This is a genomic window from Rubrivirga halophila, from assembly GCF_046845755.1.
Classification (GTDB): domain Bacteria; phylum Bacteroidota; class Rhodothermia; order Rhodothermales; family Rubricoccaceae; genus Rubrivirga.
In genome coordinates this window covers 3,619,257-3,642,339 of record NZ_CP177357.1, presented here as the reverse complement: position 1 = coordinate 3,642,339, position 23,083 = coordinate 3,619,257, and the positions used below count along the sequence as shown (strand labels likewise).

Genomic DNA, 23,083 nt, shown 5'->3' with positions numbered 1-23,083 from the left:
GGCTACCGCCCGCCGAAGCGGAGCGACGTCGACAGGCCCGCGCGGAACGCGGGGCTCTGGGTGCCGACCTCGGCGAAGACGACGCGGCCCGACCCGATGCGCAGCGTCCCCCGCGCGAACGGGTCGAGCATGACGCTGAACGCGCGTGAGCGGCTCTCGGCTGACTGCTCGAAAAAGGCCGTGTAGAACGACGGCCCGATGCGGAGCCCGAGGTCGAGGTCGACGGCGCCGGGGTCGCGGTTGCGGACCACGTCCGCGATGCGCAGGACGCGGATCGCGCCGCCCACGCCAACCGCCGTCACGAGCCGCCCGCTGCCGCCTGTTACACGTGGAACGTAGTCGGCGTAGACGGCCACCTCGCGCGTGAACACGGTGAACGTCGGCACCGTCCCCAGCGCGACGCCGCCCACGCCGGGCCCGACGCCCGCACCGACGTAGACGCGCGGTCGGCTGCCGAGCGGGTCGGTCTGCGCGCTCGCGGGGAGTGCCAGCAGGGACAGGAGCAAGAGGGCGACGGTGCGCATGGGGGCCAAGCTACTCGCCGGGCTCGGTCGTCACTCTTCGCCACGGCTCCGCCCGCCTCGCGGGCCGGATCGGTAGAATCGTCGGACCCATCCAAGCAGAACACATGGCTCTCCGTGTCGGCATCGTCGGGCTCCCCAACGTCGGGAAGAGCACGCTCTTCAACGCGCTCTCCGAGGCGGGGGCCGAGGCGGCCAACTACCCGTTCTGCACCATCGAGCCGAACGTCGGCGTGGTCCCCGTCCCGGACGCGCGGCTCGACCGGCTGGCGGAGCTGGCGGGCTCGAAGCAGGTGCTCCCCGCCGTCATCGAGTTCGTCGACATCGCCGGGCTCGTCGCGGGCGCGTCGAAGGGCGAGGGGCTGGGCAACCAGTTCCTGGCCAACATCCGCGAGACGGACGCCATCGCCCATGTCGTCCGGTGTTTCGAGGACCCGAACGTTGTCCACGTCGAGGGCTCGGTCGACCCGCTCCGCGACATCGAGACCATCGAGACGGAGCTGCTGCTCAAGGACCTGGAGACGGTGACGAAGCGCCGCGAGCGCGTCGCGAAGTCGGTCAAGACCGGCGACAAGGCGGCCAAGGCGGAGGCCGACTTCCTGGCCCGCCTCGAAGACCACCTGGGCGAGGGCCTGCCCGCGCGCACGCTCGACGTGTCGGATCAGGAGCTGCCGATTCTCCAGTCCCAGTTCCTGTTGACGGCCAAGCCGGTGCTCTACGCGGCGAACGTCGGCGAAGGTGACCTGCCGGACGGCAACGCCTATGTCGAGCAGGTCCGCGAGCGGGCCGAAGCCGAGGGCGCCGGCGTCGTGGTCGTGTCGGCCGAGTTCGAGGCCCAGCTCGGCGAGCTCGACGACGACGACCGCGCGGATTTTTTGGAGGCCGCGGGCGTGACGGAGTCCGGGCTGGACCGGCTGGCGCAGGAGGCGTACGCCCTCCTTGGGCTGATCACCTACTTCACGGCCGGGCCGAAGGAGTCGCGGGCGTGGCAGATCACGCGCGGCATGAAGGCGCCCCAGGCGGCGGGCGTCATCCACACCGACTTCGAGAAGGGCTTCATCCGGGCCGAGACCATCAAGTTCGCCGACTACGACCGGCTCGGGAGCGAGACGGCGGCGCGCGAGGCGGGCGCCATGCGCAGCGAGGGCAAGGAGTACACCGTGGTCGACGGCGACGTGATGCTGTTCCGGTTCAACGTGTAGCGCGGGCGGGAGCAACGTGGGGGCCATTGGGGTGTCTCGATGGCATCCCCCCGTGCGGCATGGCCTCTCGCTCGCGTCTCGCTCTCCTCTCCCTCGGCACTGTCGCCACGCTCAACCTGTTCTCGTGGGGGCTCGTCGGACGCGATCGCATTCTGCTGGAGTCGCCGCGGTTCTTCGACGCAGCCTGTCCAGTCGGCAACCTCGATACGTTGCGCGTCCACGCACGATATCTGGAAGACGCAGACACGCCAGCGATCAGCTCTTTCGGCGACTTCTCGCGTTCTGCCCGGCACGCCTTTCTCGACTCGTTGGCGCGCTTGAGCGAGTCTCAGATCGAGTATCGCCGCGACACGGTCGCCGTCTTTCCGTCGACCCCGGATGATGTGCACCTCGGAGTCTGGATCGATAGGCGGTTCCCTCTCTATGCCGACATGATCGTCGGGGAGGCTGCGCTGGGGTACGCTTCCACGTACAGTCAGCGGTGGGTGTGGGTGTTCAACTGGTGGCCGGTCGGGTTCCCGAGGGGTGCTTGTAGCTGAGGCGTGTGAACGGGGCGGGGCGCCGTAGCTCCCTTCTCGGACCACCGACGGGCATCGCCGGTACAAGCCCCAGGCGACTCCACGGAGCGCGGCCCCGTCGGGGCCCCCGTGCCGCCGACCGTTCTCTCTCTCCGACATGTCGTTCTCCCCGTCCACCGTCGCCCAAACGCTCCTTTTCCACCTCGCGCGCACGCCCGGGGCCGTCCATCGCGACCGACTGGCGGAGCTGGCGGGGACGACGAAGGACTACGCGGGGCGCGTGCTGAGCCGGATGGTCAAGCGGGGCCGCGTCGAGCGCGTCGGGCGCGGGACGTACGATCTCGTCAGCCGCCTGTAGAGCCGTGACGCCAGCGGGGCAGGCCTCGGTGAAGACGCCCGCCTCGGCAGTCAGCCCCGACCGAGCGGGATAGCTTGCCGCATGCCTGACCTCCCCGCCCGCCCCGCCCTCCCCGAGTACGACGTCGTCCTGTCGGTCCGCAACGCGCACCGGCCGGGGATGCTCGGACGGCTGTTCGCGCTCGTCGGCGAGATGGGCGCGCTGATCGGCGACATCGAGACGGTCTACCTCGGCCGCGACCACGTGCTCCGTGACGTGACGCTGTCGGTCTTCGACGAGGGCCACCTAGCCGAGGTGCTCGCGGCGATCCGCGCCCAGACCGACACCAAGGTCCTCGATGTCAAGGATCTGGTGTTTGACCGGCACGCGGGAGGCAAGATCAAGACCGTCCGCACGACAGAGGTGGAGCGGCTGGAGGACTTGCGGTACATCTACACGCCGGGCGTCGCGCGCGTGTGCTCGGCCATCCAGAAGGACCCCGCGCTGGCGCGGACGCTGACGTCGGTCGGCCACACGGTGGCGATCTGCACGAACGGCACGCGTGTGCTCGGGCTGGGCGACATCGGCGCGCTCGCGAGCCTGCCCGTGATGGAGGGCAAGTCGGTTCTCTACGACCGGTTCGTGGGCCTCAGCGCCGTGCCGATCGTGATCGACGAGAAGGACCCCGAAGCGTTCGTCGAGACCGTCGTCCGGATCGCGCCGTCGTTCGGCGGGATCCACCTCGAGGACATCCGCACGCCGGACTGTTTTTGGATCGAGGAGGAGCTGATCCGCCGCTTGCCGCAGCCCGTCATGCACGACGACCAGCACGGCACGGCGACGGTCCTGCTGGCGGCCGTGCTCAGCGCGCTCCGCCAGACGGGGCGCGAGGGCGACCGCGACCTGACGTGTGCTCAGATCGGCCTCGGCGCGGCGGGCCTGGCGATTGCCACCCTGCTCCTCGACGCGGGCTTCGAGGTCGTCGGCGTGGACCCGGGCGCGGCGGCGCGCGAGCGGCTGGAAGCGCGCGGCGGGCGGACGGCGACCATTGAGGACGCAGCGGCCCAGGCGGACGTGCTGATCGCCACCACGGGCGTCGTCGGGCTGATCACGCCCGAGATGATCCGGCCGGGCCAGATCGTGCTCGCGCTGTCGAACCCAGTCCCCGAGATCACGCCCGAGGCGGCACTCGCGGCGGGCGCGGCGTTCGCGGCCGACGGCCGGAGCGTCAACAACGCGCTCGCGTTCCCGGGCCTGTTCAAGGCGGCGCTCGACGTCGGCGCCCCGGCGATCACGAACGCCATGAAGATCGCGGCGGCGGCGGCCATCAGCGCGCTCGCGCCGGCCGACGAGCTGGTGCCGAGCCCGTTCCACCCCAAGGTGCACCAAGACGTGGTCGACGCCGTCGTCCGGGCGGCCTAAGCAGCTGCGCCTCTCGGCAAGCGGCTCGCGGGCGAAGGGCTGACCCTGGACTGTGGGTCGGCACGCCTGCGGTGTGGACGAGCCCCTTTATCAGTCTGCTATCTGCTAGCGGCGGCCCTTGCCGCGCGTCGAGGAGCGCCGCGTCGAGGTGCCTCGCTTCGGGGTGCTCCGAGGCGGCGTGCGCCGGGCCTTCGGGTCGGGCGTCGGGGGCGGCGGGGCGGGCTCCGGCTCCGGCATCGGCCGGTACAGCGTCGCGTTGCGGCCGACGACCTGCACGACCTCCGCCTCGTCGACGCCCGCCGCGAGCGCATACGCCGTGTCCTTGGCCGACTCGGGCGCCGTCTCCAGTACGCGCACCTTGACCACCTCGTGCGTGGCGAACGTCTGGCGGAGCCCGCGCAGCGCGGCCTCGGTGACGCCCTCCTTGCCGACGTGGACGGTCGGCTTGAGAGACTGGGCCTGCTTGCGGAGGGCGGCGCGCTGCTTGGAAGAAAGGTCGGGCATCGGGGCGGAGCGGAGAGCAGAGACAGTATCCGCCGTTTCGGGACCGCTTGCCGTGCATCTCTCGGGGATCCGCGCCCCCGGCCGTAAACTGACGGCCCGTCACCGCCCCACCCGATGCGCCGTCTGATTCTCGCCCTCGCTGTCTGTGCCCTCGTCGCCAGCGATGCCCGCGCCCAGCGCGCCACGCCCGTCGACTCGACGCTGTTCGAGTCGCTGGAGTACCGGCTCGTCGGCCCGTTCCGGGGCGGCCGCGCCTCCGGCGTCGCCGGCATCCCGGGCGACCCGCTCACCTACTACCAGGGCGCGACCGGCGGCGGCGTCTGGCGCACGCAGGACGGCGGCGGAAGCTGGGAGAACATCTCGGACGGCTACTTCGGCGGCTCGATTGGCAGCGTCGCCGTGGCCGAGTCGGACCCGAACGTGATCTACGTGGGCGGCGGCGAGAAGTCGCTGCGCGGGAACGTGTCGCCGGGGTGGGGGATGTGGAAGTCGGAGAACGCCGGGCGCTCGTGGGAGAGCATCGGGTTCGAGGGCGGGCAGCACATCCCGCGCGTCGTGGTCCACCCGCGCGACGAGAACACGGTCTTCGCGGCCGTGCTCGGCCACGCCTTCGGCCCGAACGCCGACCGCGGCGTCTTCCGCTCGCGCGACGGCGGCGAGACCTGGGAGCACGTCCTGTTCGTGAACGAGGACGCGGGCGCCTTCGAGCTCGAGATGGACCCGACGAACCCGCGGATCCTGTACGCCAGCATCTGGAACGTCCGCCGCACGCCGTTCAGCTTTTCGAGCGGCGGCGAGGGCTCGTCGATCTGGCGGTCCACCGACGGCGGCGACACGTGGACGGACATCTCGGGCAACGAGGGCTTCCCGGACGGCATCTGGGGCATCAGCGCCGTGTCGATCTCGCCGGCCGACCCGGACCGCATCTACGCGCTCGTCGAGAACGAGAACGGCGGCCTGTTCCGCTCCGACGACGCCGGCGAGACGTGGACGCTCGTCTCCGCCGACCGCAACCTCCGCCAGCGGGCCTGGTACTTCACCCGGCTCGGTGCCGACTCCGAGGACCCCGACAAAGTGTGGGTGCTCAACGTCCAGCTCTGGGTGAGCAACGACGGCGGCCGGACGTTCGACAGCGTCGACACCCCGCACGGCGACCACCACGACATCTGGATCGCGCCCGAGGACGGCGACCGCATCGTCATCGCCGACGACGGCGGCGCCCAGGTGACCTTCGACGGCGGCGACACGTGGAGCACGTACCTCAACCAGCCGACGGCCCAGTTCTACCGCGTCACGACGGACAGCCACTTCCCGTACCGCATCTACGGCGGCCAGCAGGACAACTCGACCATCCGGATCGCGCACCGCAGCACGGGCGGCTCCATCACCGAGCGCGACTGGGAGCCCTCGGCCGGCGGCGAGAGCGGGTGGCTGGCGCCGCACCCGGACGACCCCGACATCGTGTTCGGCGGCTCCTACGGCGGCTTCTTGCAGATGGTGAACCACCGGACGGGTGAGAGCCGGATCGTCAACGTGTGGCCGGAGAACCCGATCGGGGCGCCCGCGAAGGACCTCAAGATCCGCTTCCAGTGGAACTTCCCCCTCCTGTTCTCGCAGTACCGCGACCCAGAAACGAACGATTACCCGCTGTTTGCGGCCGGGAATCGCCTGTACCGCTCGACCAACTACGGCCAGACCTGGGTGCCGATCTCGCCCGACCTGACGCGCGCAGATCCGGCCACGCTGGAGTCCTCGGGCGGCCCGATCACCCAGGACAACACCTCCGTCGAGTACTACGCGACCATCTTCGCGCTCGCCGAGAGCCCCCACGACGAGGGCACGATCTGGGTGGGCTCCGACGACGGCCTGCTCCACGTCACCCGCGATGGCGGCGGCTCGTGGACCGACATCACGCCTGGCGACCGCCTCTTGCCGAGCGACGCCATGATCAACTCGATCGAGGCCGACCCCGCCCGCCCCGGCGGCCTCTACGTCGCCGCGACGCGCTACAAGGTCGACGACTTCGCGCCGTACCTCTTGCGGACGGAGGACTATGGCGCGACGTGGCAGCGCATCGACGACGGGATCGAGGCGCCTGACTTCACGCGCGTCATCCGCGCCGACCCGATGCGCCCGGGCCTGCTCTACGCCGGGACCGAGCGCGGGATGTACGTCTCCTTCGACGACGGCGAGCGGTGGCAGCCGTTCCAGCTCAACCTGCCCATCGTCCCCGTCACCGACCTCGCGGTCCGCCAAGGCGAGCTCGTCGTCGCCACGCAGGGGCGCGGGTTCTACGTGCTCGATGACCTGACGCCGCTCTACCAGCTCCAGCCGGCCGTCGCGAGCGCGCCGATGTGGCTGTTCCGCCCCAAGCCCACGTACCGCGTCGACGGCTACCGGCAGGCGGTGACGCGCGGGGCGGGCACGAACCCGGAGTCAGGCGTCGTGATCCACTACCGGCTGGCGCAAGCGTTGTCCGACTCGGCGGACGCGGCGCTCAAGATCATCGACCGGGCCGGCGACGTCGTGCAGACGTTCACCCCGGACGACGAGGACTTCGAACTGGCGACCGAGGCGGGCATGAACCGCGTCGTGTGGGGCCGCCGGTATCCGGATGCGGCGCGCTTCGACGGCATGATCTTCTGGGGCGGCGGGCTCAACGGTCCGCAAGCGACGCCGGGGCAGTACACGGCACGACTCGTCGTCGAAGGCGACAGCCTGCAGGTGCCGTTCGAGATCCGCTTGGATCCGCGCTCGTCGGCCACGCCGGAGGACCTCCAAGCGCAGTTCGAGTTCTTGCGCGAGGTCCGCGACAAGGTGACCGAAGTGAACGAGTCGGTCGAGCAGGTGCGCGACCTGCGGTCGCAGATCCGGGCGTTCTTGGCGCGCCTGCCCGACGACGCAGCGGGTGTCGACACGGTCAAATCAGCCGGTGAGACGCTCATTGAGCGGATGACGACCGTCGAGGAGGTGCTCTACGAGACGCGCAGCGAGAGCCGCCAGGACCCGCTCAACTACGGGATCAACCTGGGCAACGAGCTGAGCGCGCTTGGCGGCACAGTCGCCTCGGGCGACTTCCGCCCGACGGACCAAGCCTACGCCTACCGCGACGAGGTGATGGCCGAGATCGAGGCCGAGCTGACGACCCTGCGCGCGATCCTCGACACCGACGTGGCCGCGTTCAACCGGCTCGTCCGCGAGCAGGAGCTGCCCATCATCGTGCCCTCGTCGGACTGACCCTGCGTGCGCCCTGCTGGCGGTCCCTGTCGCCAGCAGGGCCGCTTGCGGCCAGTCCCCAATCACTCCGACTCCCGATGCGCCTCGAACTCGTCCCCGTCCCCGTCTCCGATATCGACCGCGCCAAGGCGTTCTACGTCGACCGGGTCGGGTTCCACGCCGACCACGACGTGCAGCCCGGTGGCGACGTCCGCATCGTCCAGCTGACCCCGCCGGGGTCGTCGTGCTCCATCGTCCTGGGCGCGGGCCTCCCGGCGCTCGAGATGGCGACCGGGTCGCTCCGGGGCCTCCATCTCGTCGTCGACGACATCGAGGCCGTCCGCGAGGAGCTGATCGGGCGTGGCGTCGAGGTGGGGGACGTCCTCGACATGGGCGGCGTGCTCTACGCGGGGTTCAGCGACCCAGACGGGAATACGTGGACGCTGCAGCAGATGGCGGCGTAAGTCCCGGTTCGCGAGCGCCAGCAGGGCGCGGGGAGCCGATGCCGGAGCCTCGGTGCCGGTCGGGCGTTGGCGGATGCCGTCCCCGGACCCGATGACGCTGCGCACCGCCCTCTTTTCCGTCCCCGACACGTCCCACCCCGTCGACCTCGGCCTGCTGGCGCTGCGCGTTGGGGCCGGTCTCTTGCTGGCGTTCGCGCACGGCCTCGGCAAGCTGCCGCCGTCGGAGGGCTTTATCAGCGGGACGGCCGAGATGGGCTTTCCGTTGCCGGCGCTGTTCGCCTGGGCCGCGGGGCTGAGCGAGTTTGTCGGCGGGCTGCTGCTGGCGGTCGGGCTGGCGACGCGGCCGGCGGCCGTGTTCGTGGCGATCACAATGGCCGTCGCGTTTTTCGGCCAGCACGGCGCGAGCGTGGGGGAGGGGGAGAAGGCGCTGATCTTCTTGGTCATCGTCGTCGCGCTCGGGTTCGCCGGGCCCGGCCGCTATTCGCTCGACCACGCGATCGCGCGTCGGAGCCGGACCGTCCGCGGGAGACGGTAACGCGCTGGTATCCGGTCGGGCCACGCCGCTGGGGTTGCTATGCCGCCTGCAAGGTCTTTAGCTCGCCCACGATCGCCTTCACGGTCGCCTTGGCGTCGCCGAAGAGCATCTGGGTGTTGTCCTTGTAGAAGAGCGGGTTCTCGATGCCTGCGTAGCCCGGGTTCATCGAGCGCTTGAGGACGACGACCTGCGCTGCGTGGTCCACGTTGATGATCGGCATCCCGTAGATCGGGCTCGCTTGGTCGTCGCGCGCGCCCGGGTTGACGACGTCGTTCGCGCCGATGACGATCACGAGGTCGACCTGGCCCATCTCCGGGTTGATCTCGTCCATCTCGATGAGGCGGTCGTACGGCACGTTTGCTTCCGCAAGAAGGACGTTCATGTGGCCTGGCATCCGGCCCGCGACAGGGTGGATGGCGTAGCTCACGTCGACGCCCTCGGCCGCCAGCAGGTCGGCGAGCTCGCGGACCTCGTGCTGCGCCTGCGCGACGGCCAGCCCGTAGCCGGGCACGATCACGACGCGCGCGGCATAGGCGGCCATCACCGCCACGTCGTCCGGCGTCGTGGCCCGAACGGGCTTGTCCTCGCCGTCGCCGCTGCTGGCGGTCGCGGCGGTCGCGCCGAACCCGCCGAGCAGGACGTTCGCGAGCGAGCGGTTCATGGCCTCGCACATGATCCGCGTCAGGATGAGGCCGCTGGCGCCGACGAGCGCGCCCGCGATCACGAGCGCGTAGTTGCCGAGCACGAAGCCCGTCGCCGCCGCCGCGAGCCCGGAATAGGCGTTGAGGAGGGCGACGACGACCGGCATGTCGGCCCCGCCGATGGGCAGCACGAGCAGCACGCCGAGCACAAGCGCCAGCATCGCGAGCACCGCGAGCGGGAACAGCCCGCCCGCCTCGGCCTGCATCGCGACGAGCGCCAGCGCGGCGATCACGCCCAGCCCGACGACGATCGACGCCAGCCGCAGGCCGGGGAAGCCATTCGACTGGACGCTCCCGCGAAGCTTGCCGACGGCCAGGAACGAGCCGGTCAGCGTGACGGCGCCGATCAGAACGGACGCGCCGACGACGAGCGCCTCGGCCGCGCCGTACGCGATTCCGGCCTCGCTGGCCACGCGCACCGCCTCGGCCCCGGCCACGAGCGCCGACGCGGCTCCGCCGAATCCGTTGAACGCGGCGACGAGCTCCGGCATCTCGGTCAGCGCCGTCCGCCGCGCCAGCAGGACCCCGATCGCGGTCCCGACGAGCAGCCCGGCCGCGAGCTCGATGGGGTTCAGGATCTGGGCCGAGACGAGTGCCGCCACGACCCCGATGAGCATGCCGATGGCCGCCAGCCGGTTGCCGCCGCGCGCCGTCCGGGGCGAACCCAGGCGCTTGAGGCCCAGCACGAACAGGGACGCGGCGACGAGATACGCGAGCGTGACGAGGGCGTCGAGCATCGGGAGTGACGGGAGTAGGGTGATGAGTGATGGGTGAGTCAGGTCCCCGATTCTGCCCGTCCCCCATCCCCCGTCCCCCGGTCCCTGGGTTTAAACATCTCCAGCATGCGGTCGGTGACCAAGAAACCGCCGACGACGTTGATCGTCGCCAGCACGAGCGCTACGACGCCGACCCACTTCGCCCACGGCGACTCGACGGACCCGGCGATCACGATCGCGCCCAGAATCGTGATGCCCGAGATCGCGTTCGACCCCGACATCAGCGGCGTGTGCAGCGTCGCGGGCACCTTGGAGATGACCTCGGCGCCCAGGAACGACGCGAGCACGAACACGACGACAAAGGCAAGGCTCATGACGGCTCGGGGGCGGGGGAGAGGCTGTTCTGGACGCGCTCGTTGACAACCGCGCCGCCGTGCGTGACGACCGCGCTGGCCAGGATCTCGTCGTCGAGGTCGAGCCGGAAGACGCCGTCGTCGTGGAAGTCGGTAATCAGGGCGGCGACCGTCCGGGCGTACATCTCGGACGCGTGGAGCGGCATCTCGGCGGCCAGGTCGAGCGGGCCGAGGATGGTCACGCCGGCGTGAGTCTGCGGCAACCCGGGTTGGGTGGCCGCGCAGTTGCCGCCGTTCGGCGCTGCCAGGTCGATGACGACCGAGCCCGGCCGCATCCCGGCCACCCCCGCCTCGGTGATCAGCAGCGGCGCCTGTCGGCCCGGGATCAGCGCCGTCGTGATGACGGCGTCGTAGTCAGCGATCCGGGTCACCAGCGCCGCGACCTGCCGGGCCTGCTGCTCCTCGGCGAGCGCCTTCGCATACCCGCCCGCGTCCTCCGCGTCGCCGGTCTCGAGGTCCAGTTCCACAAACGTGGCGCCGACGGACTCGACCTGCTCGCGCGCCGCCGCGCGGACGTCATACGCGGCCGTGACGGCACCGAGCCGCCGCGCCGTCGCGAGCGCCTGGAGCCCGGCCACGCCTGCGCCGAGCACGAGGACTTTCGCGGGGCGGACCGTCCCGGCGGCGGTCGTCAGGAGAGGGAAGAACTTGGGCAGGTGGAGCGCCGCCAAGAGCGCCGCGCGGTACCCGGCGACGGTGCTCATGGCCGACAGCGCGTCCATCTTCTGGGCCTTGGTGGTCCGGGGCACCAGCTCCATCGCGAGCGCCGTGGCCCCGCTGGCGGCGAGCGCGCGAACGGTGTCGGCCTCGTCGAGCGGCCGCAGCAGGCCGATGACGATCGCGCCCTCCGACAACTCGTCCAGATCTGCTGGCGACAGTCCGCGGACCGTCGCCACGACGGGCGCCGCCAGCGCCTCGGCGCGGCTCCCAAGCCTCGCGCCCGCGGCTTCAAAGGCGGCGTCGGTCAGAAAGGCCCGGTCGCCAGCCCCGCGCTCGACCACGACCTCGACGCCGGCTTTCGCCAGCCGGCGCACGGCGTCGGGCGCCAGCGCCACGCGCCCCTCTCCGGGGGCGCTCTCCGACGGGACTCCGACAAGCAAGGGCATAGCCGTACGGTCGTTGACGGTGCCAACATAGACCGCATTCGGCCGATTCGCGCAATGCGTTCTCGGGCGGGCGCCCCTCACAACTGGGGGGCGCCCGCGGACCGCTTGCGAGGGGTGCCATCCCCAGGCTCGCGGAAGGCCTAGGCCGCTGCCTCCGTCGCCGTCTCCATCAGCACCTCGACGGCGTCCGCAAGCCGGGCGAGCGTCGTCTGCGCGGCCTCCAGCGACGGGACGTCCTGCACAATCGCGCGGAGCTTGCCGGCTCGGTTGTCCTTGAGCACGTAGCGCATCCCGCCGGTCGCCAGCGCCTCCAAGAGCGGGTTGAACATGCGCTGGTGGAAGTAGGTGTCGTCGCTCGGCTCAGGGATGGACAGGAAGAGCCGCTGGTTCTTCCACGTCACCCTAGGCAGGCGCAGGCGCATCGCGAGCGGGCGCATCGCCGCCAGCGTGAGCAGCGTGCCGATCTCGGGCGGCGGCGGGCCGAAGCGGTCGGCGAGCTCGTCGCGGAAGGCGGCCACGTCCGCTTGGGCGTCGAGGTCGGCCAGGCGGCGGTACAGGTTGAGCCGCTCGACCGGGTTCGAGACGAAGCTCGGCGGGATGAACACGTCGCCGTCCACGTCGACGGTCGGCTCGGGCGGGGGAGGGGCGGTGTCCTGGTCGGCGAAGAGCTCGGCGAACTCGTCGTGGCGCAGCTCCTGGACCGCTTCGTCCAGGATTTTGTGGTAGGTCTCGAAGCCAATGTCCTCAATAAAGCCCGACTGCTCGGCGCCCAGCATGTTGCCCGCGCCTCGGATGTCGAGGTCGCGCATCGACAGGTTGAACCCGGAGCCGAGGTCGGAAAACTCCTCAACGGCCTGCAGGCGCTGACGCGCTTCCTTTGTCAACGAGTGGACACTCGGGACCAAGAGGTAGCAGAAGGCCCTTTGGTCGTTTCGCCCGACGCGCCCGCGGAGCTGGTGGAGGTCCGCCAGCCCGTGCCGCTGCGCGTTGTCGACGATGATCGTGTTCGCGTTCGATACGTCCAGCCCGGACTCGACGATGCTGGTGCTGACGAGCACGTCGAACTCGTGGTCCATGAACCCGAGCATGACGCCCTCAAGCGTGGCCGGCGGCATCTGGCCGTGCGCCGTCGAGATCCGCACGTCCGGCACGAGCGCGCGGATCATGGCGGCCATTTCGTCGATCGTCTGGACGCGGTTGTGGATAAAAAACACCTGCCCGCCCCGGCCGACCTCGTACAAGATGGCGTCGCGGATCAGGTCGCGGTCGAAGGTGTGGATCTCGGTGACGACCGGCTGGCGGTTGAGCGGCGGCGTCTGGATGAGCGACAGGTCGCGCGCACCGAGAAGCGAGAACTGCAGCGTGCGCGGAATCGGCGTCGCCGTCAGCGTCAGCGTGTCGACGTCGGGGCGGAGCTTGCGGAGCTTTTCCTTGGCGCCGACGCCGAACCGCTGCTCCTCGTCGACGATCAGGAGCCCCAGATCCTTGAACTTGACGTCCTTCGAGAGCACGCGCTGCGTCCCGATCACCACGTCGACCGTCCCGTCCGCCAACCCGGCGATGACCTCCTTCTGGTCGGGCTTGGAGACGAACCGGCTGAGCTGGGCGATCTGGACGGGAAACTTGCCCATCCGCTTCTCGAACGTCTCGGCGTGCTGCCGCGCGAGGACGGTCGTGGGGACGACGACGGCGACTTGCTTGCCGTCCTGGATGGCCTTGAACGCGGCGCGGATGGCCACCTCGGTCTTGCCGAAGCCGACGTCGCCGCAGACGAGCCGGTCCATCGGGATCGCCTGCTGCATGTCGGCCTTGATGGCGTCAATGGTCGCCGCCTGGTCGGGCGTCTCCTCGAAGGCGAATGACGCCTCGAGCTCGCGCTGCCAGACCGTGTCGGCCTTGAAGGCGTAGCCGCGCGAGGCGCGTCGCCGGGCGTAGATCTGGATGAGGTCGCGCGCGATGTCCTTGACACGCTTCTTGGTGCGCGCCTTGAGCCGCTCCCAGGCGCCCGTCCCCAGCTTGGTCAGCTTGGGCTGGTGGCCCTCCTTCCCGGTGTACTTGTGCAGCTTGTGGAGCGCCGTCACGTTGACGAACAGCTCGTCGCCGCCTTTGAAGATGAGTCGGACCGCCTCCTGCGTCTGCTCGCGGACGGTGATTGACTGGAGCCCGGCGAACTTGCCGATCCCGTAGTCGACGTGGACGACGAAGTCCCCAGGGCGGAGCGCCTTGATTTCGCGGAGCGACAGGCCGCCGCGCGCCTTCTTGCGCTTGCGAGCGGTCGGGCGGTGGTACCGGTCAAAGAGCTGGTGGTCGGTGTACAGCGCGAGGTTGGCGTCCGGGACCACGAACCCCTCGTGCAGGCTCTCGACCATCAGCTCGGCCGGCGGCGGCTTGCCCGTCTCGATGTCGCCCCCGAGCAGCTCCCACAGCCGCGACTTCTGCGACGCGCTGTCGCACACGATGACGGTGTCGAGGTCGGCCATCTCGACGTCCTTGCGCAAGCGCTTGAGGTCGCCGTTGTACGACGGCTGCGGCGTGGCCGCCAGCTCGGCCGTCAGGTCGCCTTCGCCGGAGAAGGTGCCGAACAGGAGCTGCGGGCGCGCGTCGACGAGCGTCGACAGGGTGTCGCCGGTGAGGTAGCGCTCCTCGGGTGGGGCGGGGGCCTCGTCCTCATCGTCGAGCGCGCCGAGGCGATCCGTGTGGTGCGTGCTCGCGTGCTCGAACAGCTCGGTCGCCTTCTCGACGAGCCGCTGGCTGTCGAAGAGCGCGAGCGGGGTCGCGGCGGGCAGGTAGTCGAGCGGCGTCACGTGGCCGCCCTCGGTGTAGCGCTCGGCGCCCAGGTTGGGGACGAGGCGCGCCGTCTCCAAGCGCGAGACCGACGTTTGCGACTGCGGGTCGAACTCGCGGATCTGGTCGACCTCGTCACCGAAAAACTCGAGTCGGATCGGGTAGCCGCCGGCGAACGGGTATACATCGAGGATGCCGCCGCGCAAGGCGAGCTCGCCGGGCTCGCTCACGAACTCGACGAACGAGAATCCCTGGCCGGTCAGGCGCTCGACCAGGTCCTCAGGTGGGATCTCCTGGCCGACGCGCACCGACAGCGTCTCGTCGCCGACGGTCTCGGGGAGGGGGACCAGTTCGGAGATCGCCTCCACGCTCGTCACCATAATCCCGGAGAACCCGTCGCGCAAGCGGCCGAGCGCGTCGGCGCGCTGGACGAGCGGCAGGGTGTCGGCAAGCTGCTCGGGGTCGTACGGTTCGCGCCCGGTGGGGGGGAGGAAGAGGATCCGGTCGTCGCTGCCGAGGAGCTGCTCGAGGTCGGAGCGGAGGTAGTCCGCGCTCTCGCTCTCCGCCAGCAGCGCCACGAGCGGCCCACCGGTCGCGTCGAGCACGTCGGCCAGGACGAAGGCGGGGAGCGAGCCGGCGGTGCCCTTGAGGCGCAGCGACGTGCCGGACGCCAGCCCCTCGGCTTCGTCGCGGACGCGGCGGAAAAAGGGGAGCGCCGCGAGTCGGTCGCGGAGGTCGGAGAGCGTCACGTCAGCACACGGAGCGCCCGGCGCCGGGCGGCGTCAGGCGGTGAACGGAGAAGAGGAGGGGAGGGCGAGGAACGCGCTTCCCGGAGCCGGCGCTTCGCGCCCGCCGAGGTGGGCGGTCCGCTCTCTCGGCCGCTAGCGGGTGCGGAAAACGACCTGCCCGGTCGGCAGCTGGCGGACGAGCGTGCCGAGCGACGTGCGCGGCGGGTACGTCTCGCCGTCGAAGCGCAGGCGTCGGTATGTCCCGCGCGCGGCGGTGGCGACGATGTCGCACCACCCGTTCGCGCGGGGCACGATCACGAGCGGGCCATACACGGCTCGGATCTCGGCGGCGGGCAGAAACGGCCCGACCTCGACGGCATCTTCGGGCGGCATGGCCTCAAAGACCAAGACCGTCCAGCCGCCCCCGCGGAGGCTCAGGCGGACCAGCCCGTCGTCCAGACCGTCACCGTTGAGGTCGGCCCAGGCCACATCCAGCGTGCGCGCGTCGATCCGAGCGCCGAGCGGCTCGGCGTACTGGGCGACGGCGCGGGCCAGCAGTTCTCGGCGGTCGTCGGTGGTGTCGACGACGCAGACGAGGGCGAGCAGGAGCGAGAGGAGCCACACAGGGTGCGAATCACCTCAGCGAGCGTGCTGTTCCGCTCTGAGGCGCCGCTGGCGCCGAATCCGGCACACCCTCATACTCGGCGCGCGGTTATCCCTGACCCGGCGCCGTCCCGGCGATGGCGTGGCGCACAAACCCGTCCGCGCGCTCGATCCGCTTACGGGCGGCGCCGGCGTCCACGTCCGCCAACAGCATCACGAGGGCGGTCTTTACGTGGCCGTCCGCGGCCTCCAGCGTCTGGGAGGCCTGGTCGTAGCCGACCCCGGTCGCCGTCATCACGATCTTTTTGGAGCGCTCGACCAGCTTGAGGTTGGTCATCTGGAGGTCGACCATCATGTTCTCGTACACCTTCCCAAGCCGAATCATGGTCGCCGTCGATAGGGTGTTGAGGACGAGCTTGGTCGCCGTCCCGCTCTTCATCCGCGTCGAGCCCATGATCGGCTCGGGGCCCACGTCGGGGCAGATGGCCACGTCAACGTCGATGGCGAACTGGCTGCGGGGGTTGCAGGTCACGAACAGCGTCCGCGCCCCGATCTCACGCGCTCGGGCGACCGCGCCGATCACATACGGCGTCCGGCGGCTGGCGGCGATACCGCACACCACGTCGCGCTCGGTGACGCCGGCCTGGTCGATGGCGTCGGCGCCGTTCGACTCGTGGTCCTCGGCGCCCTCCTGGGCGACAAACATCGCCTCCTTGCCACCCGCGATGAGGCCCTGTACCATCTCCGGCGGCGTGCCGAAGGTCGGTGGGCACTCCGCCGCATCGAGCACACCGAGGCGCCCGCTCGTGCCGGCGCCGGCGTAGAACAGCCGGCCACCGTTCCGGAAGGCGTCCTCGATGATCTCGACCGCTTGCGCGAGGTACGGGAGCTCTGGGGTTACGGCGTCGACCGCGATCTGATCTTCCTCGTGGAGCAGCCGCACGACCTCCGCGAGGGGGGCGGTGTCGATCCCCATCGTGCGCGGGTTGCGCGTCTCCGTCGTGAGCGTCTGGAGTTCGTCGAAGAGGGCGGGGCGGTCGTCAGGCATGGGGGCGGGTTCGTTTGTAGCGCCAAGCTAGCCCGCTTCCGAGGGTGGCCACGATGATGAGAAGGGGCCACCAGTTTGTCCCGCCGTCGAGGGGGATCGGCGCGGGGCTGCCCGACAGCACTGGCGCGGCCCAGTAGAACGGGCTCGCCAACAGTCCCTCGCTCGAGGCGAGGTAGAGCAACTGCGCCTGGCGGAGCGCCTCGTCCTTGGGCAAGCCGTCGGCGAGCTTCTCGTAGAACGTCGACATGATGGTGGCGGTCGCCCGGTCGGCGACGGCCCACCGGGTCGCGATCGCCGCTGCCGCTCCGGCAGCCCGGACGCCATACTCCAAGCCGACGACGCCCTCGCCTCCGCGCACGCTCCCGCCGCCAGTGTCGCAGCCGCTCAGCACGACGAGGTCGGCTGCGAGCGGGGTCTCCAGGATCTCGTAGAGGTGGAGGGTCCCGTCTTCGCCGTCGCCAGCGCCGAGCGCAATCCGGGAGTACAGCGGCTGTTCCGACGCGGCTTGTGCGTGCGAGGCGAGGTGGATCACGCGCGCGCCCGCGGCCAGGCTGTCGAAGGTGGCTTCGGTCGCGTCGCGGATCGCCGTCCCGTAGCGCCCCACGGCGTCGAGCTCGGTGTCGACGTGGGCAAGCGCGTCGAGCGGCGCATCGTTCCACGTGAAACCCTCAAACGTGCTCCGGCCCAGCGCAAGCACAGGGCCGCCCGCCCGGGGCGCCGGCGCCGTCGCGACGAGCGACGCCGACAGCTCCGTCGACAGCGTCCAGTCGTGCAGCAGGTAGTCGGCGGACGCGTAGTCTTGTGCCGGCGCCGTCGGCAGGAGGGCGAACGGGAGACTCGCGATCTCGGCGTCGGGGATGACGGTGACCGTGGCGCCGGTGACGTGTGGGCGCACGGGGCCGACCAAGCGCTGGTACAACTCGTGGAGGGGCCCGAGCGCAAACGCCGGGCCGGGCGCGGCGCCCCGCCACACCGACCCCGCCTCGCGCAGCAAGGCGCGCACGGTCGGGACCGTCGCGTCAAGGGGGATCGCCAACAGGGTGTCGGCGCGCAGGACGAAGACCGTGCTGGCGGTCTCGCCCAAGGCATACGAGAGCAGTGTCCGCTCGCCGAGCTCGGCCTGGAGCGCGGGGACGTCGAGAGAGTCGAGGGCCGCGTTGGACAGGGGCGCGAGCTCCGCCAGCACCTGCCTCAGGGTCGACGCCTCTCGGGCGAGGGCAGCCTGTGCGGCGGCGTCGGGCGTATCGATGGCCGCCAGTCGAACCTCGGCAAGCCGCGCGCTGAGGCTGTCAGCCTCGGCGCGCTGGTGGGGGCCGAGCGTCCGCCGGACGGCAAGGTGGCGGCGGAGGTCCAGGAGGTAGCGTGCGCGCGTCTGCTCGATCGTGGCGAAGGCGCCCGCCACGTCGCCCTCGGCGATCTGGATCCGCGCCAGCCCCCGGTACGGCCCCTGGTCGGTGACGAACGCCGAGGTGCTCCAGTCGCTCAGGCCCAGCACGCTTCGCCGGGCGTCGATGAGGGCGATCGCCTCTTGGTATTCGGCACGGGCCTCCCGCAAATCGCCCCGCTGCTCGGCGAGCCCGCCCAATCGCTCCAGCGCGGACGCCAGCCCGGCGGTGGCGCCCCGGCCGCGAGCGTCGTCGAGGGCGCTCCGGAACGACTGGGCCGCCCCTGGCGCATCCCCCGCCATAGACTGGATCTCGCCCCTCGTGACGAGCGCCTCGTACCGGGCCGACGGCAGGAATCCCCCGGTCCGGCGGGCCAACTCGAACGAGGGCGCCAGCCTCCGGAGCGCCTCGTCGTGGCGGCCGTCGTGCGCGGCGGCGAGTGCGAACTGGTTGGCCGCGAGCGCCTTGAAGCCCGCCCACTGGCTGTATTCGGGCAGAAGTTCGAACGCCTCCCGTGAGGTTGACTCGAGGTCGGCGATCAGTGCTGGCCGCTGTCCGGCCGGGGCCTCCTCGAGCCGGGTCTCGGTGAGAAACCCTTGGCCGACGAGGGCCTGCCCGAGGATCGGGGCCAGGTTCGGGTCGGACTCCAGGCTGTCGGCGATCAGCGAGAAGGCCGCGTCGAGGTACCGTTCAGCGGCAGTGGCATCCCCCAGCTGGCGGGCCGCCGACGCCGCCACGATCAGCGCGCGCGAGCCGTCGTAGGCAGGCGCGTCGTGGGCGCGAGCGGCGCCGTCGAAATAGGCCTGCACGCTCAGGATGGGTTCGTCCAGGCGCGAGTAGGCGTAGGCGATTTGGTGGTAGAGTGCCACCTGGGACTTGGCCGAGGTCCGTTGACCGGGCCCGGCGAGGTACCGCTCGGCTGTGTCGATCAGCGTCTCGTACTCCTCGTCCATGACGTAGAGAAACGCCTCGTGGCCACGAAGTCTCCCCCCGCACACCGGCGCGATCGCCTCGTATCGGTCGATGAGGGGCCCTAGTCGGCGCAGGAGAGCACGCCGCTCAGGCGTTCCCGTCATCCGATCGGTGCGGTAGGCCTCCGAAAAAAGCTCGCGGTCGGCCTCGCACGCTCCCTCCTCGTCGGTTTGAGCCATGACGAAGGCCGCGCCCGTGAGCAGCACCACGGCAAGGAGTCGAGCGGGGAAGGGCGACATGGCGGGGTGGGGCGGCCGCTGCAGGGTAGCGAACAAGCGGTACCGCGGACGGGTACTCAGTCACCATTTCGATCCTCTTCGTGCGCCTTCGTCACCTCTCGTTGACCCAGTTTAGGGCCCATTCCTCGTCGGCCTTCGATGCGGCCCCGGGCGTGAACCTGTTGGTCGGGCCCAACGGAGCCGGGAAGACGAATGTGCTGGAAGCCCTCGCCTACCTGTGTTTTGGAAAAAGCGTGCTCGGTGCGCAGGACTCAACGGTCGTGCAGCGGGGAGCGGGGCATTTCACGGTCGAGGGCCACTTCGAAGGCGAGACCCGTGCGGACGTCAAGATTCGCGTCGCGTTCGTGCCGGGGGAGGGGAAGCGGGCCTTCATCAATGGGGCCCCCGCCGAGCGGCTTGCGGAACTGGTAGGCCGCGTTCCCTGCGTCGTGCTCTCACCCGACGACCGCGATCTGACGGCGGGCGGCCCCGTCGAGCGCCGCAAACTCCTCGACGCGACGCTCAGTCAGGCGTATCCGGTCTACCTCGATGACCTCCTGAAGTACCGCCGCGCGCTGAAGCAAAAGAACGCGCTCCTCCAGCAAGCCCGTCGGGGCCGCCCGCTCGCGCCCGGCTCCGTCGACGCGTGGGACGAGGAGTTGGCCTTGCTCGGGGGGCGCGTGGTCGAGCGCCGCCGCGCGTTCCTCGACCTGTTCGCCGGGCTCCTCGTCGAGGCGTACACCCTCCTCGGCGAGCCCGGCGGCGACCTGAGCCTGGCGTATCAGCCGTCGAGCGGGGAGCCCGAGCCCGACGACACGGAGGCCCTGCGCCGGGCGCTCGCGCGGACGCGCCGCCGCAGCCGCGACCTCGGCCGCACGCTTGTCGGCCCCCACCTCGACGAGGTCCTGTTCCAGATCGACGGGTTCGACCTGCGGCCGTACGCCTCGCAGGGTCAGCACCGGACGTTCGCCCTCGCGGTCCGCGTCGCGCAGGCGCTGTACCTCCGCGCCCGGACGGAGGAGCCGCCGATCCTCCTGCTCGACGACGTGTTCGGCCCGCTCGACCCGGCTCGCTCCGACGTTGTCTTGGAGCTGCTCGCGTCACAAACCCTCGGTCAGTCGTTTGTCACGGCCGCACGCGAAGAACCCTTCGGCGGGGTCGTGCCGTTCGATGCCGACGCCCATCGCGCGTTCCACGTGGAACGGGGCGCCCTCTCTCTCGCGGATTCCTCTCTCACCACGCCCGTTTCGCCATGACCCTCTCCCATCGCATGCGCACGCTCCTCGCGGCGCCCCTTCTGCTCGTGGTCGCCGCCTGCGGCACCACGAACGTCAACTACGTCACCGGCGAAGAGCAGCGCGGGGCCTACACGTGGGCCCAAGAAGTCCAGCTCGGCACTGAGGCCGACGGCCAGATCTCCAGCCAGTTTGGCCTCTACGACTCCGACCAGGCGCTGAACGCCTACGTCGAGCGGATCGCCCGCGAGGTGCTTGAGACGAGCGCCTACACCGACCCGAACACACCGTCGGAGATCCGGAACACGCCGTTCTACTTCCGCATCCTCGACTCGCACGTGCCGAACGCGTTCGCCCTCCCGGGTGGCTACATCTACGTCACGCGCGGCCTGCTGGCGTACCTCGAAAACGAGGCCCAGCTGGCGGTCGTCCTCGGTCACGAGATCGGGCACGTGCTCGGGCGGCACTCGTCGGAGCAGGCGGCGCGCGCGCAGCTCAGCCAGTTTGGGCTGATCGGCGCGGCCGTGCTCGGCGGCGTCGTCGGCGGCGGGAACGTCGCGCAGGGGATCCTGGAGTACGGCGGGACGGGGCTTCAGCTGCTCCAGTTCAAGTACGGACGCGGCGCCGAGCGCGAGGCCGACCAAGCCGGCGTGGCGTACGCGGAGTTCGCCAACTACGACGCGGCGCAAGCAGCTCGCTTCTTCGTCGCCCTGCAGCGGCTCAGCGAGAACTCGGGCTCTGCCGTCCCCAACTTCCTGTCGACGCACCCGAACCCGGCGGAGCGGGCCCAGACGATCCCCCAGCTGGCGGCCCAGTACCAGGGCGAGAAGCGCGTGCTCGCGGAGCCGTACCTCGGCCAGATCGACGGGATCGTGCTGGGCGAGGACCCGCGCCAGGGGTTCGTCGAGGGGAACACCTTCCTGCACCCCGAGCTCCGGTTCCAGTTTGCCTTCCCCCAGGGCTGGCAGACGCAGAACTCGCCGGCGGCCTTCTTGATGGGCGAGCCGAACGGGCAGGCCATCCTTCAGCTGACGCTGGCGCAGCAGTCGTCGGCGCAGGAGGCGGGCCGGGCGCTCGCTGCTCAGCAGGGCGTGCAGGTGCAGAGCAGCGGCGCGCTCACGATTGGCGGCAACCGGGCGTACCGCGTGGAGGGCGCGGCGCAGCAGCAGAACGGGGCCGTCGCGTTCTCGGCCACGTTTATCGAGTACGGCGGCAACGTCTACCAGATTCTCGGGCTGACGGCCGTCAACTCGTTCAACCGCTACGGAGGCGTCTTCCGCCAGACGGCCGAGAGCTTCCGCCGGCTGACCGACAGCGGGGCGCTCAACCGCCAGCCGGTCCGCCTCGACGTGGTGACGCTGCGCTCGGCGGCGTCGATCCAGGACCTGCTCCGTGGGCGGGCGTTGCCCTCGGGCGTCACCGCCGACGAGATCGCAATTATGAACCAGGTCGAGCTAAACGAGCGCATCCCGGCCGGGCGCGAGGTCAAGCTCCCCGAGTAGCCGGCGCCACTCGGTCGACGGTCTGCGGGGCCCGGGCATCACGCTCGGGCCCCGCGTCTGTTTAGGCCTCGTCGGCGGGGGGCGGGATCACGACGGCCTCGCCGCCGAGCGACATCTTGCCCTTGCAGTAGCAGTACATCTTGAGCCGGACGTGGCCGTACTTCTCGATCTTCTCGGCCACCTTGACCTCGACGCGCACCTCCTCACCGACGGGCACCGGGCGCAAGAACTTGGACGATAGCGAGACGGCGATCGAGCCCGGCCCGGGGAAGTCGCGGCCGAGCACCTTCGAGGCGATGCCCAGCAGGAAGACGCCGTGGACGACCGGCGTGCCGAAGCGGCTGGCAGTGCCCGCCTCTTCGGAGATGTGAATCGGGTTGTCGTCGCCGGTCACGTCCGCGAACGCGCGGACCTCGTCCATGGTGATCGTCCGGGAGAACTCGTAGGTGTCGCCGACTGAGAGGGAGTCGTAGGTGTGGGCCATCGCGGGGGGCAGGGGAGAGGGGCCAGAGCCTACGACGCTGCTCCGGACGGTGCCACCTCGTCGGCATCGAGAAAGCGCGCGCGGACCTCGGGCGTCGGGATCCGACAGGCGTCGCGCGTGCCGAACCAGCGGTACCGGTTGCGCGCGACCCAATCGTAGACGGCGTCGCGGAGCCCACGGGGCACGATGCGAGCGACGGCCAGCCACCGCCAGGGCGCGTCGAGCAGCCGGGCCGTCGCCAGCGCCGCGTCCGAGCGGACGTGGCACCGCCCGTTTGCGACGAGCACGACCGAGTCCGTGCTCGCGTCGACGCCGCACTCCGCGAGCAACTGGCGACCGACCTCGGACTGGAGCGAGGCGAAGCGGACGACGCCTCGTGTGTCGTGGTCGAGCACGAACTGGACGGAGCGGTCGCAGACGTTGCAGACGCCGTCGAACAGGAGAATCGGTCCGTCGTCGGCCATGGTGG

At 70.6% G+C, this 23,083-nt stretch carries 20 protein-coding genes; 9 read left to right on the top strand and 11 right to left on the bottom strand.

What is annotated here, in order from left to right:
• Positions 1–2 precede the first annotated feature (2 nt).
• Entirely contained in the window at positions 3–524 is a 522-nt protein-coding gene (locus ACLIRP_RS15855; RefSeq protein ID WP_412061442.1) for a hypothetical protein, read from the bottom strand.
• A gap of 104 nt (positions 525–628) precedes the next feature.
• Here ACLIRP_RS15855 and ychF point away from each other — a divergent pair, with 104 nt between their 5' ends.
• The 4 genes from ychF (at position 629) to ACLIRP_RS15835 (ending at position 4,000) form a co-directional block, all read left to right on the top strand.
• Complete coding sequence (ychF, locus tag ACLIRP_RS15850) at positions 629–1,723, top strand: redox-regulated ATPase YchF (RefSeq protein WP_412061441.1); 1,095 nt, start codon at positions 629–631, stop codon at positions 1,721–1,723.
• 59 nt (positions 1,724–1,782) lie between these two features.
• Positions 1,783–2,262, top strand: a complete 480-nt coding sequence (locus ACLIRP_RS15845) for a hypothetical protein (protein ID WP_412061440.1) — start codon at positions 1,783–1,785, stop codon at positions 2,260–2,262.
• A gap of 136 nt (positions 2,263–2,398) precedes the next feature.
• Complete coding sequence (locus ACLIRP_RS15840) at positions 2,399–2,599, top strand: type IV toxin-antitoxin system AbiEi family antitoxin domain-containing protein (RefSeq protein ID WP_412061439.1); 201 nt, start codon at positions 2,399–2,401, stop codon at positions 2,597–2,599.
• Positions 2,600–2,680: 81 nt separating this feature from the next.
• Positions 2,681–4,000 (top strand): NAD-dependent malic enzyme, encoded by a 1,320-nt coding sequence (locus ACLIRP_RS15835; protein WP_412061438.1) that lies wholly within the window; start codon positions 2,681–2,683, stop codon positions 3,998–4,000.
• A gap of 105 nt (positions 4,001–4,105) precedes the next feature.
• On the opposite strand, the gene ACLIRP_RS15830 is transcribed toward ACLIRP_RS15835, so the two are convergent.
• Positions 4,106–4,504, bottom strand: a complete 399-nt coding sequence (locus tag ACLIRP_RS15830; RefSeq protein ID WP_412061437.1) for a YhbY family RNA-binding protein — start codon at positions 4,502–4,504, stop codon at positions 4,106–4,108.
• 114 nt (positions 4,505–4,618) lie between these two features.
• Here ACLIRP_RS15830 and ACLIRP_RS15825 point away from each other — a divergent pair, with 114 nt between their 5' ends.
• The 3 genes from ACLIRP_RS15825 (at position 4,619) to ACLIRP_RS15815 (ending at position 8,719) form a co-directional block, all read left to right on the top strand.
• On the top strand, positions 4,619–7,741 hold the full coding sequence (locus ACLIRP_RS15825; protein WP_412061436.1) for a WD40/YVTN/BNR-like repeat-containing protein: 3,123 nt from the start codon (positions 4,619–4,621) through the stop codon (positions 7,739–7,741).
• 77 nt (positions 7,742–7,818) lie between these two features.
• Positions 7,819–8,184 (top strand): VOC family protein, encoded by a 366-nt coding sequence (locus ACLIRP_RS15820; RefSeq protein ID WP_412061435.1) that lies wholly within the window; start codon positions 7,819–7,821, stop codon positions 8,182–8,184.
• Positions 8,185–8,257: 73 nt separating this feature from the next.
• Positions 8,258–8,719, top strand: a complete 462-nt coding sequence (locus tag ACLIRP_RS15815) for a DoxX family protein (protein ID WP_412061434.1) — start codon at positions 8,258–8,260, stop codon at positions 8,717–8,719.
• Between the two features lie 37 nt (positions 8,720–8,756).
• On the opposite strand, the gene ACLIRP_RS15810 is transcribed toward ACLIRP_RS15815, so the two are convergent.
• The 7 genes from ACLIRP_RS15810 to ACLIRP_RS15780 all read right to left on the bottom strand — a co-directional run bounded on the left by ACLIRP_RS15810 (position 8,757) and on the right by ACLIRP_RS15780 (position 19,414).
• On the bottom strand, positions 8,757–10,157 hold the full coding sequence (locus ACLIRP_RS15810) for an NAD(P)(+) transhydrogenase (Re/Si-specific) subunit beta (protein ID WP_412061433.1): 1,401 nt from the start codon (positions 10,155–10,157) through the stop codon (positions 8,757–8,759).
• A gap of 38 nt (positions 10,158–10,195) precedes the next feature.
• Positions 10,196–10,510, bottom strand: a complete 315-nt coding sequence (locus ACLIRP_RS15805) for an NAD(P) transhydrogenase subunit alpha (protein ID WP_412061432.1) — start codon at positions 10,508–10,510, stop codon at positions 10,196–10,198.
• Positions 10,507–11,655: an NAD(P) transhydrogenase subunit alpha gene (locus tag ACLIRP_RS15800; protein WP_412061431.1), complete on the bottom strand. Its 1,149-nt coding sequence runs from the start codon at positions 11,653–11,655 to the stop codon at positions 10,507–10,509. Before ACLIRP_RS15800 ends, ACLIRP_RS15805 begins: the two co-directional genes overlap by 4 nt.
• 140 nt (positions 11,656–11,795) lie before the next feature.
• A complete protein-coding gene (gene mfd / locus ACLIRP_RS15795) occupies positions 11,796–15,188 on the bottom strand; it encodes a transcription-repair coupling factor (RefSeq protein ID WP_412061430.1) in 3,393 nt (1,130 codons plus the stop codon).
• Positions 15,189–15,320: 132 nt separating this feature from the next.
• On the bottom strand, positions 15,321–15,791 hold the full coding sequence (locus ACLIRP_RS15790; RefSeq protein ID WP_412061429.1) for a hypothetical protein: 471 nt from the start codon (positions 15,789–15,791) through the stop codon (positions 15,321–15,323).
• Positions 15,792–15,879: 88 nt separating this feature from the next.
• Entirely contained in the window at positions 15,880–16,818 is a 939-nt protein-coding gene (murQ, locus tag ACLIRP_RS15785) for an N-acetylmuramic acid 6-phosphate etherase (RefSeq protein ID WP_412061428.1), read from the bottom strand.
• Positions 16,811–19,414, bottom strand: a complete 2,604-nt coding sequence (locus tag ACLIRP_RS15780) for a CHAT domain-containing protein (protein WP_412061427.1) — start codon at positions 19,412–19,414, stop codon at positions 16,811–16,813. The genes murQ and ACLIRP_RS15780 overlap by 8 nt, the downstream gene beginning before the upstream one ends.
• A gap of 80 nt (positions 19,415–19,494) precedes the next feature.
• Here ACLIRP_RS15780 and recF point away from each other — a divergent pair, with 80 nt between their 5' ends.
• Complete coding sequence (gene recF, locus ACLIRP_RS15775; protein ID WP_412061426.1) at positions 19,495–20,649, top strand: DNA replication/repair protein RecF; 1,155 nt, start codon at positions 19,495–19,497, stop codon at positions 20,647–20,649.
• On the top strand, positions 20,646–22,130 hold the full coding sequence (locus ACLIRP_RS15770; protein WP_412061425.1) for a M48 family metalloprotease: 1,485 nt from the start codon (positions 20,646–20,648) through the stop codon (positions 22,128–22,130). The genes recF and ACLIRP_RS15770 overlap by 4 nt, the downstream gene beginning before the upstream one ends.
• A 61-nt stretch (positions 22,131–22,191) precedes the next feature.
• Here the strand turns inward: ACLIRP_RS15770 and ACLIRP_RS15765 are convergent, their stop codons facing one another.
• Together ACLIRP_RS15765 and ACLIRP_RS15760 are read right to left on the bottom strand one after the other, a co-directional pair.
• Positions 22,192–22,614 carry a MaoC family dehydratase gene (locus ACLIRP_RS15765; protein WP_412061424.1) on the bottom strand — a complete coding sequence of 141 codons (423 nt, stop codon included), beginning with the start codon at positions 22,612–22,614 and terminating at the stop codon, positions 22,192–22,194.
• 29 nt (positions 22,615–22,643) lie between these two features.
• Complete coding sequence (locus ACLIRP_RS15760) at positions 22,644–23,078, bottom strand: thiol-disulfide oxidoreductase DCC family protein (protein ID WP_412061423.1); 435 nt, start codon at positions 23,076–23,078, stop codon at positions 22,644–22,646.
• Positions 23,079–23,083: the final 5 nt, after the last annotated feature.

What these genes read in the sequence shown, in the direction of transcription:
- ACLIRP_RS15760 (WP_412061423.1), bottom strand. Translation starts at nt 23,078, where the DNA reads ATGGCCGACGACGGACCGATTCTCCTGTTCGACGGCGTCTGCAACGTC.
- ychF (WP_412061441.1), top strand. Translation starts at nt 629, where the DNA reads ATGGCTCTCCGTGTCGGCATCGTCGGGCTCCCCAACGTCGGGAAGAGC.
- ACLIRP_RS15840 (WP_412061439.1), top strand. Translation starts at nt 2,399, where the DNA reads ATGTCGTTCTCCCCGTCCACCGTCGCCCAAACGCTCCTTTTCCACCTC.
- ACLIRP_RS15780 (WP_412061427.1), bottom strand. Translation starts at nt 19,414, where the DNA reads ATGTCGCCCTTCCCCGCTCGACTCCTTGCCGTGGTGCTGCTCACGGGC.
- ACLIRP_RS15820 (WP_412061435.1), top strand. Translation starts at nt 7,819, where the DNA reads ATGCGCCTCGAACTCGTCCCCGTCCCCGTCTCCGATATCGACCGCGCC.
- ACLIRP_RS15770 (WP_412061425.1), top strand. Translation starts at nt 20,646, where the DNA reads ATGACCCTCTCCCATCGCATGCGCACGCTCCTCGCGGCGCCCCTTCTG.
- ACLIRP_RS15830 (WP_412061437.1), bottom strand. Translation starts at nt 4,504, where the DNA reads ATGCCCGACCTTTCTTCCAAGCAGCGCGCCGCCCTCCGCAAGCAGGCC.
- ACLIRP_RS15855 (WP_412061442.1), bottom strand. Translation starts at nt 524, where the DNA reads ATGCGCACCGTCGCCCTCTTGCTCCTGTCCCTGCTGGCACTCCCCGCG.
- ACLIRP_RS15805 (WP_412061432.1), bottom strand. Translation starts at nt 10,510, where the DNA reads ATGAGCCTTGCCTTTGTCGTCGTGTTCGTGCTCGCGTCGTTCCTGGGC.
- ACLIRP_RS15835 (WP_412061438.1), top strand. Translation starts at nt 2,681, where the DNA reads ATGCCTGACCTCCCCGCCCGCCCCGCCCTCCCCGAGTACGACGTCGTC.
- ACLIRP_RS15765 (WP_412061424.1), bottom strand. Translation starts at nt 22,614, where the DNA reads ATGGCCCACACCTACGACTCCCTCTCAGTCGGCGACACCTACGAGTTC.
- murQ (WP_412061428.1), bottom strand. Translation starts at nt 16,818, where the DNA reads ATGCCTGACGACCGCCCCGCCCTCTTCGACGAACTCCAGACGCTCACG.
- ACLIRP_RS15815 (WP_412061434.1), top strand. Translation starts at nt 8,258, where the DNA reads ATGCCGTCCCCGGACCCGATGACGCTGCGCACCGCCCTCTTTTCCGTC.
- ACLIRP_RS15845 (WP_412061440.1), top strand. Translation starts at nt 1,783, where the DNA reads ATGGCCTCTCGCTCGCGTCTCGCTCTCCTCTCCCTCGGCACTGTCGCC.
- ACLIRP_RS15800 (WP_412061431.1), bottom strand. Translation starts at nt 11,655, where the DNA reads ATGCCCTTGCTTGTCGGAGTCCCGTCGGAGAGCGCCCCCGGAGAGGGG.
- ACLIRP_RS15825 (WP_412061436.1), top strand. Translation starts at nt 4,619, where the DNA reads ATGCGCCGTCTGATTCTCGCCCTCGCTGTCTGTGCCCTCGTCGCCAGC.
- ACLIRP_RS15810 (WP_412061433.1), bottom strand. Translation starts at nt 10,157, where the DNA reads ATGCTCGACGCCCTCGTCACGCTCGCGTATCTCGTCGCCGCGTCCCTG.